General features: G+C 60.3%; 10 protein-coding genes. 6 read left to right on the top strand and 4 right to left on the bottom strand.

Annotated elements, in window-relative coordinates:
* Nucleotides 1-73: 73 nt before the first annotated feature.
* The 4 genes from E4O98_RS06310 to E4O98_RS06295 all read right to left on the bottom strand — a co-directional run bounded on the left by E4O98_RS06310 (nucleotide 74) and on the right by E4O98_RS06295 (nucleotide 5,486).
* Complete coding sequence (locus tag E4O98_RS06310) at nucleotides 74-2,920, bottom strand: valine--tRNA ligase (protein ID WP_005785134.1); 2,847 nt, start codon at nucleotides 2,918-2,920, stop codon at nucleotides 74-76.
* 212 nt (nucleotides 2,921-3,132) lie between these two features.
* Nucleotides 3,133-3,507 (bottom strand): hypothetical protein, encoded by a 375-nt coding sequence (locus E4O98_RS06305; protein WP_005785135.1) that lies wholly within the window; start codon nucleotides 3,505-3,507, stop codon nucleotides 3,133-3,135.
* A gap of 8 nt (nucleotides 3,508-3,515) precedes the next feature.
* On the bottom strand, nucleotides 3,516-3,944 hold the full coding sequence (locus E4O98_RS06300) for a DNA polymerase III subunit chi (protein WP_005785137.1): 429 nt from the start codon (nucleotides 3,942-3,944) through the stop codon (nucleotides 3,516-3,518).
* Between the two features lie 51 nt (nucleotides 3,945-3,995).
* Nucleotides 3,996-5,486: a leucyl aminopeptidase gene (locus E4O98_RS06295; protein WP_032877622.1), complete on the bottom strand. Its 1,491-nt coding sequence runs from the start codon at nucleotides 5,484-5,486 to the stop codon at nucleotides 3,996-3,998.
* Nucleotides 5,487-5,770: 284 nt separating this feature from the next.
* Here E4O98_RS06295 and lptF point away from each other — a divergent pair, with 284 nt between their 5' ends.
* The 6 genes from lptF (at nucleotide 5,771) to era (ending at nucleotide 12,509) form a co-directional block, all read left to right on the top strand.
* The gene (lptF, locus tag E4O98_RS06290) at nucleotides 5,771-6,889 is read left to right on the top strand and encodes an LPS export ABC transporter permease LptF (RefSeq protein ID WP_032877621.1); all 1,119 of its coding nucleotides are present in this window, start codon (nucleotides 5,771-5,773) and stop codon (nucleotides 6,887-6,889) included.
* Entirely contained in the window at nucleotides 6,882-7,961 is a 1,080-nt protein-coding gene (gene lptG / locus E4O98_RS06285) for an LPS export ABC transporter permease LptG (protein WP_032877620.1), read from the top strand. Before lptF ends, lptG begins: the two co-directional genes overlap by 8 nt.
* A gap of 151 nt (nucleotides 7,962-8,112) precedes the next feature.
* A complete protein-coding gene (gene lepA, locus E4O98_RS06280; RefSeq protein ID WP_032877619.1) occupies nucleotides 8,113-9,912 on the top strand; it encodes a translation elongation factor 4 in 1,800 nt (599 codons plus the stop codon).
* 5 nt (nucleotides 9,913-9,917) lie between these two features.
* The gene (gene lepB, locus E4O98_RS06275) at nucleotides 9,918-10,772 is read left to right on the top strand and encodes a signal peptidase I (protein ID WP_032877618.1); all 855 of its coding nucleotides are present in this window, start codon (nucleotides 9,918-9,920) and stop codon (nucleotides 10,770-10,772) included.
* 152 nt (nucleotides 10,773-10,924) lie between these two features.
* Complete coding sequence (gene rnc / locus E4O98_RS06270) at nucleotides 10,925-11,614, top strand: ribonuclease III (protein ID WP_005785145.1); 690 nt, start codon at nucleotides 10,925-10,927, stop codon at nucleotides 11,612-11,614.
* Complete coding sequence (gene era / locus E4O98_RS06265) at nucleotides 11,607-12,509, top strand: GTPase Era (protein ID WP_005785147.1); 903 nt, start codon at nucleotides 11,607-11,609, stop codon at nucleotides 12,507-12,509. The genes rnc and era overlap by 8 nt, the downstream gene beginning before the upstream one ends.
* Nucleotides 12,510-12,584: the final 75 nt, after the last annotated feature.

Genomic DNA, 12,584 nt, shown 5'->3' with positions numbered 1-12,584 from the left:
ATCGGGAGCAAGCCCCCTCCCACAGAGGCAAAAAAAGAGACCCGAAGGTCTCTTTCTTTACGCGACTCAAGCCTTACAGGCTGGAAATCCGCGCATGTTGCTCGGCCAGTTTGCCCAAAGCCTGTTCAGCTTCGGCCAGCTTGGCGCGTTCTTTCTCGATCACCTCCGCCGGCGCCTTGTCGACGAATGCCGCGTTGGACAGCTTACCGCCCACGCGTTGCACTTCGCCTTGCAGGCGTGCGATTTCCTTGTCGAGACGGGCCAGTTCGGCGCCCTTGTCGATCAGGCCGGCCATCGGTACCAGCACTTCCATATCACCCACCAATGCAGTGGCGGACAGCGGCGCTTCGGCATCGGCAGCCAATACGGTGATCGACTCCAGCTTGGCCAGCTTCTTGAGCAACGCGTCGTTCTCGCTGAGACGGCGCTGATCTTCGGCACTGGCGTTCTTGACGAACACGGCCAATGGCTTGCCCGGCCCGATGTTCATCTCGGCGCGGATGTTGCGCGTGCCGAGCATCAGGGTCTTGAGCCATTCGATATCGCTTTCGGCGGCCTCATCGATGCGCGCTTCATTGGCCACTGGCCAAGGTTGCAGCATGATGGTCTTGCCTTCGATACCGGCCAGCGGCGCCAGGCGCTGCCAGATCTCTTCGGTGATGAACGGCATGAACGGATGCGCCAGGCGCAGCGCAACTTCCAGTACGCGCACCAGGGTGCGGCGAGTACCGCGCTGGCGTTCGACCGGGGCGTTTTCGTCCCACAGCACCGGCTTGGACAGTTCCAGGTACCAGTCGCAGTATTGGTTCCAGATGAACTCGTACAGCGCCTGTGCAGCCAGGTCGAAACGGAACTGGTCGAGCTGGCGGGTCACTTCGGCTTCGGTGCGCTGCAACTGCGAGATGATCCAGCGATCAGCCAGGCTCAACTCATAGGCTTCGCCGTTCTGGCCGCAGTCTTCGCCTTTATCCAGCACGTAGCGCGCGGCGTTCCAGATCTTGTTGCAGAAGTTGCGATAGCCTTCGACGCGGCCCATGTCGAACTTGATGTCGCGACCGGTGGAGGCCAGCGAGCAGAAGGTGAAGCGCAGGGCGTCGGTGCCGTAGCTGGCGATGCCGTCGGCGAATTCGTCGCGAGTCTGCTTCTCGATCTTTTTCGCCAGTTTTGGCTGCATCAGGCCCGAGGTGCGTTTCTGCACCAGGGTTTCCAGGTCGATGCCATCGATGATGTCCAGCGGGTCCAGGACGTTGCCCTTGGACTTGGACATCTTCTGGCCCTGGCCGTCGCGTACCAGGCCGTGTACGTACACGGTCTTGAACGGTACCTGCGGGGTGCCGTCTTCGTTTTTCACCAAATGCATGGTGAGCATGATCATCCGGGCAACCCAGAAGAAAATGATATCGAAGCCGGTGACCAGCACGTCGGTGGAGTGGAATTTCTTCAGGAATTCGGTCTGCTGCGGCCAACCCAGGGTGGAGAACGTCCACAGGCCCGAGCTGAACCAGGTGTCCAGTACGTCGTTGTCCTGTTGCAGCGCGATGTCGGCGCCGAGGTTGTGCTTGGCACGCACTTCGGCTTCGTCGCGGCCTACATAGACTTTGCCCGACTCGTCATACCAGGCCGGAATACGATGGCCCCACCACAGCTGACGGCTGATGCACCAATCCTGGATGTCGCGCATCCACGAGAAGTACATGTTTTCGTACTGTTTAGGCACGAACTGGATGCGGCCATCTTCCACGGCGGCGATGGCAGGCTCGGCCAGCGGCTTGGTGGACACGTACCATTGGTCGGTCAGCCACGGTTCGATCACGGTGCCGGAGCGATCGCCCTTCGGCACTTTCAGGCCGTGGTCGTCGACGCTGACCAGCAAGCCGGCGGCGTCGAAGGCGGCAACGATCTGCTTGCGCGCTTCAAAACGGTCCAGGCCGGCATATTCGGCCGGAATCTTGCCGTCGATGCTGTCGTTCAACGAGCCGTCCAGGTTGAATACCTGGCAGGCCGGCAATACGGCGGCATTCTTGTCGAAGATGTTCAGCAGCGGCAGGTTGTGACGTTTGCCGACTTCATAGTCGTTGAAATCGTGGGCCGGGGTGATTTTCACGCAGCCGGTGCCGAATTCAGGATCGCAATAGTCGTCCGCAATGATCGGGATGCGGCGGCCAACCAGTGGCAGTTCGACGAACTTGCCGATCAGCGCCTGGTAGCGCTCGTCGTTCGGGTTAACGGCGACGGCGGCATCGCCGAGCATAGTTTCCGGACGAGTGGTGGCGACGATCAGGTAGTCGTTGCCTTCAGCGGTCTTGGCGCCGTCGGCCAGCGGGTACTTGAGGTTCCACAGGAAGCCTTTCTCGTCGTGGTTTTCCACTTCGAGGTCGGAAATGGCCGTGTGCAACTTGGTGTCCCAGTTGACCAGGCGCTTGCCGCGGTAGATCAGGCCGTCTTCGTGCAGGCGCACGAAGGCTTCCTTCACGGCTTCCGACAGGCCGTCGTCCATGGTGAAGCGCTCGCGGCTCCAATCCACGGAGGAGCCCAGGCGACGGATCTGACGGCTGATATTGCCGCCGGACTGATCTTTCCATTCCCAGACTTTCTCCAGGAATTTCTCGCGGCCCAGGTCGTGACGGTTCTGGCCGGTGGCTTCCAGTTGGCGTTCCACCAGCATCTGCGTGGCGATACCAGCGTGGTCGGTGCCCGGCTGCCACAGGGTGTCGCGACCCTGCATACGGCGGAAACGGATCAACGCATCCATGATCGCATTGTTGAAGCCATGGCCCATGTGCAGGCTGCCAGTGACGTTCGGTGGCGGGATCATGATGGTGTACGAGTCGCCCGCACCTTGTGGGGCGAAATAGTTCTCGGACTCCCAGGTGTTGTACCAGGAAGTTTCGATAGCGTGGGGCTGGTAGGTCTTATCCATGCGCGGCGGGACCCTAGTTGGCATTTATTCAGGAAAGCCGGCAAGTATAACGGGGGAGGACGAGGAGGGCGAGTTGAAGACGGACTTAAGGCTGATGCAAAACTAATGTGGGAGGGGGCTTGCTCCCGATTGCTGAGTGTCAGCCACCGAATCATCGGCTGATACAACGCTATCGGGAGCAAGCCCCCTCCCACAGGAAATATCAGTGTCGTTTAGGACTGGTACTGGCTGAGCAACCGCTCCATCCGCGCATCCATCCGACGCTTGATCTCGGCTTCAATATGCGGCGCAAAGTCGTCAATCACATCCTGCATGATCAATTGCGCGGCGGCGCGCAGTTCATTGTCCAGGTGCAGGAGCAGGGCATCGGGGGCTTTTTCTGCGGCGGGAGCGGGTTCTGCAACCACAGGTTCCGGCGCGGCAGGCTTGCCGCTGACCATGTCGAACAGCAGCGGGATCTGTACCTCGCCATCGGCCGTTTCGGTCAGCAGCGGCGGTTGCAGGTTGTCATCACCCAGCAACTGACGGATCGACTCCAGGTCGTCCAGCAGGTGGTCGTCTTTTTTCAGCGGGTTGGGAGTGTCCATCGTGTGCTCTAAAGTCGTTGTAGCCGGTGATCCTGCAGAGAATAGCCCTGTTCGCGATAGAAACGGAAACTCTCCCGCGCGGCCTGACGAATAGCCGGGTCTTCCACCACCACTTCCGCCACGCGGGCAAAAGCCTTGGCAAAGGCCGGTACTTTCAGGTCCAGGTTGACCAGCAGGTCATGGTGATCGCCGCAACTGTCGCCCACACCCAGGACTACCAGGCTTTCAGGTTCGGATTCGGCGGGGCCGTGGGGCACGAAGCTTTCGCCCTTGAAGCGCCACAGGCGGGCATCCAGCTCATCGCGTTGGGCGGCATCGCTGCAATGCAGGTAGATGCGGTGGCCCATGCGCCAGGCTTTTTCGGTGAGCTTGCAGGCAAAGTCCAGGCGCGCGAGGGGATCGGCGCTGGGCAATATATAGAAGTCGACTTGGGTCATTGCGGTTCCTGAGACCGGGGCGGCGGGATGGTCGCCCCGGCATCTTCAGTTTCAGGCCTTGGCGCGATCCAGCAGGTATTGGGTCAACAGTGGCACCGGACGGCCGGTTGCGCCCTTGTCCTTGCCGCCGCTGGTCCAGGCGGTGCCGGCGATGTCCAGGTGGGCCCAGTTGAAGTTCTTGGCAAAGCGCGACAGGAAGCAGGCCGCCGTAATAGTGCCGGCTTTCGGGCCACCGATGTTGGCGATGTCGGCGAACGGACTGTCCAGTTGTTCCTGGTACTCATCGAACAGCGGCAGTTGCCAGGCGCGGTCGTCGGCAGCCTTGCCGGCGCTGAGCAGTTGCTCGATCAGTTCGTCGTTGTTGCCCAGCAGTCCCGAAGTGTGGGAGCCCAAGGCAACGATGCACGCGCCGGTCAGGGTGGCGATGTCGATCACGGCCTGGGGCTTGAAGCGCTCGGCGTAGGTCAGGGCGTCGCACAGCACCAGGCGGCCTTCGGCGTCGGTGTTGAGGATTTCCACGGTCTGGCCGCTCATGGTCGTGACGATATCGCCCGGGCGGGCCGCGCCGCCGCTCGGCATGTTCTCGGCACAGGCCAGGATGCACACCAGGTTGATCGGCAGCTTGAGTTCCAGCACGGCACGCAGGGTACCGAACACGCTGGCCGCGCCGCCCATGTCGTATTTCATCTCATCCATGCCCGCGCCCGGCTTGAGGCTGATGCCGCCGGTGTCGAAGGTGATGCCTTTACCCACCAGGGCGTAGGGCTTCTCGGATTTCTTGCCGCCGTTGTATTGCATCACGATCAGGCGTGGCGGCTGGTCGCTGCCCTGGCCTACGGCATAGAACGAGCCCATGCCCAGGTCCTTGATCTTCTTTTCATCCAGCACTTCAACCTTCAAGCCCTTGAACTCTTTGCCCAATGCTTTGGCCTGTTCGCCCAGGAATGTCGGGTGGCAGATGTTCGGCGGCAGGTTGCCCAGGTCGCGGGTGAACGACATGCCGTTGGCGATGGCCTGGGCGTGGGTCACGGCGCGCTGAACTTCAGCCTGGGCAGCCTTGATGGTCAGCAGGGTGATTTTCTTCAGGGCGCGGGGTTCGGCCTTCTGGCTCTTGAACTGGTCGAAAATATAGCCGCCGTCCAGCAGCGACTCGGCCAGCAGGCGGGTCTTGCCGTAGCTGTCACGGCCCTTGATCACGATTTCGTCGAGGGCCAGTGCCGCATCGCTGCCGCCCAGGCCCTTGAGGGTGGTAAGGATGCCGCTGATGATCTTGCGCAATGGACGGTCGCCCAGTTCGGCGTCCTTGCCCACGCCTACCAGCAATACGCGCTCGGCCTTGAGGTTGGGCAGGCTCTGCAGCAGCAGGCTCTGGCCGACTTTGCCGGCCAGGTCTCCGCGCTTGAGGATCGCGCTGATCGCGCCGCCGCTCAGTTCGTCCAGTTGCTTGGCGGCGACGCCGAGTGTGCGGCCTTCGCCGACAGCGACCACGAGGGTGGCGGTTTTCAACGTTTCGGGGCTAACGCTTTTTACAACCAATTCCATGTTCGGGTCCCTTATCAAGGTCTGTGAGCCTGGAGTTTGTACTCAGGCTTGAAGCTCGGCAGCTTGGTAAACCGCCAGCGGACAAAGGCCGCAGTTTGAACCTCGCCGGCGGAGCCTGACAACCCTTGGCGCACGCTTTGTGCGTGCGCATGAGTAAGCTCCGTGACAGGCGCGGTCAATCACAGGATAATGCGCCATCTTTTTAGCCGATCCGTGATAAACGGGTCGTCTCGGTATGCTTGCTTGTTTGGCCGCCTTAGCCTGACAACCCTGGAGTGTCTGGTTTGATCGTCTTCCGTTATCTGTCCCGCGAAGTCCTGTTGACCCTGAGTGCCGTGAGTGCGGTGTTGCTGGTCATCATCATGAGTGGTCGTTTCGTCAAGTTCCTGGCTCAAGCCGCCGCAGGCGCCCTGGATCCGGGGTCGTTGTTCTTGATCATGGGCTACCGGATGCCCGGGATGCTGCAACTGATCCTGCCCCTTGGCCTGTTTCTCGGCATATTGCTGGCCTATGGCCGCTTGTACCTTGAGAGTGAAATGACCGTGCTGTCGGCCACCGGCATGAGCCAGCAACGTTTGCTGGCCATGACCATGGTGCCGGCCGCCGGCGTTGCCCTGGTGGTGGCCTGGTTGAGCATGAGCCTGGCGCCCCAGGGCGCCATGCAGTTCCAGCTGCTGTTGAACAAGCAGGATGCGATGACCGAGTTCGATACCCTCGAGCCCGGGCGCTTCCAGGCGCTCAGTGACGGTTCGCGGGTCACCTATACCGAAACCATGACCGATGACCGCTCCAACCTCGGTGGCGTGTTCATTTCCCAGAAAAACCTCGGCCAGAACCAGAAAGACCGTGGCATTACTATTCTGGTGGCCGATAGCGGGCGCCAGGAAATACGCCCCGACGGCAACCGCTACCTGATCCTGGAAAATGGCTACCGCTACGACGGCAGCCCTGGTCTGGCGGACTACCGGGCGATCAAGTACGACACTTATGGCGTCATGCTGCCCAAGCCTGAGATCAGCGGCGAGGTCACCGACCGCGACGCACTGCCGACTGCATCGCTGTTCGGCAGCCAGGAACTGCGCTCCATTGCCGAGCTGCAATGGCGTTTGTCCTTGCCGCTGCTGGTGTTTATCGTAACCTTGATGGCCGTGCCGCTGTCGCGCGTCAACCCGCGCCAGGGGCGTTTCCTCAAGCTGCTGCCGGCGATCCTGCTGTACATGGCCTACCTGACCATCCTGATTTCCGCCCGTGGCTCCCTCGAGAAAGGCAAGTTGCCGCCAGCCCTTGGCCTGTGGTGGGTGCACGGGGTTTTCCTGTTGATCGGCCTGGGGCTGCTCTATTGGGAACCTATCCGTTTGAAAATGAAGAGCCGTCGTGGCCTGAAGGAGTTGGCCCGTGGCTAAGCTTGATCGCTACATTGGCAGCAGCGTACTGATCGCCATCCTGGCGGTACTGGGCATCATTCTTGGCCTGGCCTTGCTGTTCGCCTTCATTGATGAAGTGGGCAACGTCACCGACACCTACACGGTCACGGATGTACTGAGCTACGTGGCACTGACTGCGCCGCGCCGCCTCTACGACATGATGCCGATGGCGGCGCTGATCGGTTGCCTGATCGGCCTGGGCACCCTGGCCAGCAACAGCGAGCTGACCATCATGCGCGCCGCCGGCGTTTCCATTGGTCGTATCGTCTGGGCGGTGATGAAGCCGATGCTGCTGCTGATGGCGTGCAGCGTGCTGATCGGTGAATACGTCGCGCCCCCGGCCGAAGCCACCGCCCAGGCCAATCGCGCCCTGGCCCAGGGCTCGGGCGATGCGCAAAGCGCCAAGCACGGCCTGTGGCACCGCCAGGGTGATGAGTTCATCCACATCAACGCCGTGCAGCCAGGCGGCCTGTTGATCGGTGTCACGCGCTATACCTTCGATAAAGAGCGGCACATGCTGTCCTCCAGCTTCGCCAAGCGCGCGCAATACAATGCCGAGCAATGGCAACTGAGCGACGTCACCACCACCTACTTCCGCAATGTGGGCCAGGGCACCAAGGCCAGCACCGAAGTGGTCAATGCACCGACCGAGCAGTGGGATATCGCCCTGAAGCCGGAACTGCTCAACACCGTGGTGATGGTCCCCGAAGCGCTGCCGATCTCGGGGTTGTGGAGCTACATCCATTACCTCAAGGACCAGGGCCTGAACAACGGCCGCTACTGGCTGGCGTTCTGGGTGAAAGTCCTGCAGCCGGTGGTAACCGCCGCGTTGGTGTTGATGGCGATCTCCTTCATCTTCGGGCCGTTGCGCTCCGTAACCCTGGGCCAGCGGGTATTTACCGGCGTGCTGGTGGGCTTTACCTTCCGCATCGCCCAGGATCTGCTCGGGCCGTCGAGCCTGGTGTTCGGTTTCTCGCCGCTGTTTGCGGTGCTGGTGCCGACGGCCATCTGCGCCGTGGCCGGGTTCTGGCTGCTGCGTCGGGCCGGTTGAAGCTGCGCTTATGCACAAAAAATGCCCCGCTCTCGTGAGTGGGGCATTTTTGTTCTGGTCAGCAAAGATGACGTCTGGCCTGAGCATCAGGTACAATTCCCGGCTATTTTTCAGCGGGCAATCTGCCTGCAGCCTTTTTGAGTGTTGATCCGTGAGTGATTTGAGTCATATCCGCAATTTCTCCATCATCGCCCACATTGACCATGGCAAGTCGACGCTGGCCGATCGATTCATCCAGATGTGCGGCGGCCTTGCCGAGCGTGAAATGGAAGCCCAGGTACTGGACTCCATGGACCTCGAACGCGAACGCGGGATCACCATCAAGGCCCACAGCGTTACTCTGTATTACAAGGCCAAAGACGGCATCACCTACCAGCTGAACTTCATTGACACCCCGGGCCACGTCGACTTCACCTATGAAGTCAGCCGTTCGCTTGCGGCCTGTGAAGGTGCCTTGCTGGTAGTCGACGCCGGCCAGGGCGTCGAGGCGCAGTCGGTTGCCAACTGCTACACCGCGATCGAGCAGGGCCTGGAAGTCATGCCCGTGCTCAACAAGATCGACCTGCCCCAGGCCGAGCCTGAGCGTGTCAAGGAAGAGATCGAGAAGATCATCGGCATCGACGCCACCGACGCCGTCACCTGCAGCGCCAAGACCGGCCTGGGTGTCGACGAAGTACTCGAGCGTCTGGTGCACACCATTCCCGCGCCGACCGGCAACTACGAAGATCCGCTGCAAGCGTTGATCATCGACTCCTGGTTCGACAACTACCTGGGCGTTGTCTCCCTGGTCCGCGTGCGCCATGGCCGTGTGAAGAAGGGCGACAAGATCCTGGTCAAGTCCACCGGCAAGATCCACCTGGTGGACAGCGTCGGTGTATTCAACCCCAAGCACACCGCCACCACTGATCTGAAAGCCGGTGAAGTAGGCTTCATCATCGCCGGTATCAAGGACATCCACGGTGCACCGGTGGGTGACACCCTGACCCTGAGCTCCACGCCCGACGTCGACGTACTGCCCGGCTTCAAGCGTATCCAGCCACAGGTCTACGCCGGCCTGTTCCCGGTCAGCTCCGACGACTTCGAGGATTTTCGCGAAGCGCTGCAAAAGCTGACCCTCAACGACTCGTCGTTGCAGTACACCCCGGAAAGCTCCGACGCCCTGGGCTTCGGCTTCCGCTGCGGGTTTCTGGGCATGCTGCACATGGAAATCATCCAGGAGCGTCTTGAGCGCGAGTACGACCTGGACCTGATCACCACGGCGCCGACCGTTATTTTCGAGCTGTTGCTCAAAACCGGTGAAACGATTTACGTCGACAACCCGTCCAAGCTTCCGGATCTGTCGGCCATCGAAGACATGCGTGAGCCAATCGTGCGGGCCAATATCCTGGTCCCGCAGGAGCACCTGGGCAACGTCATCACCCTGTGTATCGAGAAGCGTGGCGTACAGCGCGACATGCTGTTCCTCGGTACCCAGGTGCAAGTGACCTACGATATGCCGATGAACGAAGTGGTCCTGGACTTCTTCGACCGTCTCAAATCCACCAGTCGCGGCTATGCTTCGCTGGATTACCATTTCGATCGTTACCAATCGGCTAATCTGGTGAAACTGGATGTGCTGATCAACGGCGACAAGGTAGATGCCCTGGCACTGATCGTGCACAAGGACAACGCGCACTACAAAGGTCGCCAACTGACCGAGAAGATGAAAGAACTGATTCCGCGCCAGATGTTCGACGTTGCGATCCAGGCCGCCATTGGCGGGCAGATCATTGCACGGACTTCCGTCAAGGCTCTCAGAAAGAACGTACTGGCCAAATGCTACGGCGGTGACGTAAGCCGTAAGCGCAAGCTGCTTGAGAAGCAAAAGGCCGGTAAAAAACGCATGAAGCAAGTAGGTAACGTGGAAGTTCCACAAGAAGCCTTCCTTGCGGTGCTCAGGTTGGATAGTTAGGTCCTATGTCACTAAATTTCCCGCTGTTGCTGGTTATCGCCGTCGCCGTTTGCGGCCTCCTGGCGTTGCTCGATCTGGTGTTCTTCGCCCCGCGTCGGCGGTCGGCCATTGCTTCCTATCAGGGCAGCGTCAGCCAGCCCGATGCGGTGGTGATCGAGAAGCTGAACAAAGAGCCCTTGCTGGTTGAATACGGCAAGTCGTTCTTCCCGGTGTTGTTCATCGTGCTGGTGCTGCGTTCGTTCCTGGTGGAGCCGTTCCAGATCCCTTCTGGGTCGATGAAGCCGACCCTGGACGTGGGCGACTTTATCCTGGTGAACAAGTTTTCCTACGGGATCCGCTTGCCGGTGATCGACAAGAAAGTCATCGAGGTCGGTGACCCGCAGCGCGGCGATGTGATGGTATTCCGCTACCCGAGCGACCCTAACGTCAACTACATCAAGCGTGTAGTCGGCCTGCCGGGCGACGTGGTGCGCTACACCAGCGACAAGCGCCTGTTCATCAACGGTGAATCGGTGGCCGAGAAGCTGCTGGGCGCCGAGCCGAACACCCTGGGCAGCGCCGAGCTGTACCAGGAAAAACTCGGTGCGGTAGAGCACGAGATCCGCAAGGAAATGAGCCGCTACCGCGCAATGCCTGATGGCCAGTGGAAAGTACCCGCCGGGCACTACTTCATGATGGGCGACAACCGCGACAACTCCAATGACAGCCGTTACTGGGATGACCCCAATATTCCCAAGGACCTGCTGGGCATGGTGCCCGACGAGAACATCGTCGGCAAAGCCTTCGCGGTCTGGATGAGTTGGCCGGAACCCAAGCTCAGCCACCTGCCGAACTTCTCGCGGGTCGGGCTGATCAAGTAATACAGGCGGCGCTGTGAACACAGCGCCGAATGCTTTTCTGGGGTTTGGACAATTAACCGTCCGGCCCCATGCAGCACCAACCAGGATGTGAATTTGAACACTGCGTCAATCGTCGATGGCCGCCGGTGCCACCAACTAGATATGGATAAACCGTGACCGTTTCTCTAAGTCGTCTCGAGCGCCAGCTCGGCTACACCTTCAAGGACCCCGAATTGATGGTCCTTGCCCTCACACACCGCAGCTTTGCAGGGCGCAATAACGAGCGCCTGGAGTTCCTCGGTGATGCCATCCTCAATTTTGCCGCCGGTGAGGCGCTGTTCGAGCGTTTTCCTCAAGCGCGCGAAGGCCAGCTTTCGCGCCTGCGGGCGCGCCTTGTGAAAGGCGAGACCCTGGCCGTGCTGGCCCGAGGTTTCGGCCTGGGCGAGTACCTGCGGTTGGGGTCCGGTGAGTTGAAAAGCGGCGGTTTCCGTCGCGAATCGATTCTGGCCGATGCCCTGGAAGCCTTGATCGGCGCAATCTACCTCGATGCAGGGATGGAGACGGCCAAGGAGCGCGTGGTCGCCTGGCTGGCTTCTGAAATCGAAAGCCTGACGCTGGTCGACACCAACAAAGATCCCAAGACCCGCCTGCAGGAATACCTGCAGTCCCGCGGTTGCGAACTGCCACGCTACGAAGTGGTGGATATCCAGGGTGAGCCCCATTGCCGCGTGTTCTTCGTGGAGTGTGAAATCACCTTATTGAACGAAAAAAGCCGAGGTCAGGGTGTGAGCCGTCGCATTGCCGAACAGGTAGCGGCCGCTGCAGCACTGATTGCCCTGGGCGTGGAGAATGGCCATGACTGATTCAACCGCAACACGCTGTGGCTATGTTGCCATCGTCGGCCGCCCGAACGTGGGCAAGTCCACGCTGCTCAACCACATCCTCGGCCAGAAGCTCGCGATCACTTCGCGCAAGCCCCAGACCACTCGCCACAACATGCTGGGCATCAAGACTGAAGGCAACGTGCAAGCGGTGTATGTCGATACCCCGGGCATGCACAAAGGCGGTGAGAAAGCCCTGAACCGCTACATGAACAAGACCGCTTCGGCGGCGTTGAAAGACGTCGACGTGGTGATCTTCGTGGTCGACCGCACCAAGTGGACCGACGAAGACCAGATGGTTCTCGAGCGTGTGCAGTACGTCACCGGCCCCTTGATCGTCGCGTTGAACAAGACCGACCGCATCGAAGACAAAGCCGAGCTGATGCCGCACCTGACCTGGTTGCAGGAACAACTGCCGAACGCCCAGATCATGCCGATCTCGGCCCAGCACGGCCACAACCTCGAAGCCCTGGAGCGCGTGATCGCCGGTTACCTGCCGGAAAACGAGCATTTCTTCCCGGAAGACCAGATCACCGACCGCAGCAGCCGTTTCCTCGCCGCCGAGCTGGTACGCGAGAAAATCATGCGCCAGATGGGTGCCGAGCTGCCGTACCAGATCACCGTCGAGATCGAAGAGTTCAAGCAGCAGGGCAAGACCTTGCATATCCATGCGCTGATCCTCGTCGAGCGTGACGGCCAGAAGAAAATCATCATTGGCGACAAAGGCGAGCGCATCAAGCGCATCGGCACCGAAGCGCGCAAGGACATGGAGCTGCTGTTCGACTCCAAGATCATGCTTAACCTGTGGGTGAAGGTTAAGGGTGGCTGGTCAGATGATGAGCGTGCGTTGCGCTCACTGGGCTATGGCGACCTTTAAGAACACCGCAGGTCTGAAAAAATGTGGGAGGGGGCTTGCTCCCGATAGCGGAGGGTCAGTCACTTATTTGTTTAA

This window comes from Pseudomonas sp. W2Jun17 (genome assembly GCF_023127795.1).
Classification (GTDB): Bacteria; Pseudomonadota; Gammaproteobacteria; order Pseudomonadales; family Pseudomonadaceae; genus Aquipseudomonas; species Aquipseudomonas synxantha_A.
Note: the sequence above shows the minus strand (reverse complement) of the source record. Positions and strands in the feature narration are given on the sequence as shown.

Excerpts from the sequence above, each read along its gene's own strand:
- E4O98_RS06310 (WP_005785134.1), bottom strand. The coding sequence starts at position 2,920 with ATGGATAAGACCTACCAGCCCCACGCTATCGAAACTTCCTGGTACAAC.
- E4O98_RS06305 (WP_005785135.1), bottom strand. The coding sequence starts at position 3,507 with ATGGACACTCCCAACCCGCTGAAAAAAGACGACCACCTGCTGGACGAC.
- E4O98_RS06300 (WP_005785137.1), bottom strand. The coding sequence starts at position 3,944 with ATGACCCAAGTCGACTTCTATATATTGCCCAGCGCCGATCCCCTCGCG.
- E4O98_RS06295 (WP_032877622.1), bottom strand. The coding sequence starts at position 5,486 with ATGGAATTGGTTGTAAAAAGCGTTAGCCCCGAAACGTTGAAAACCGCC.
- lepB (WP_032877618.1), top strand. The coding sequence starts at position 9,918 with ATGTCACTAAATTTCCCGCTGTTGCTGGTTATCGCCGTCGCCGTTTGC.
- era (WP_005785147.1), top strand. The coding sequence starts at position 11,607 with ATGACTGATTCAACCGCAACACGCTGTGGCTATGTTGCCATCGTCGGC.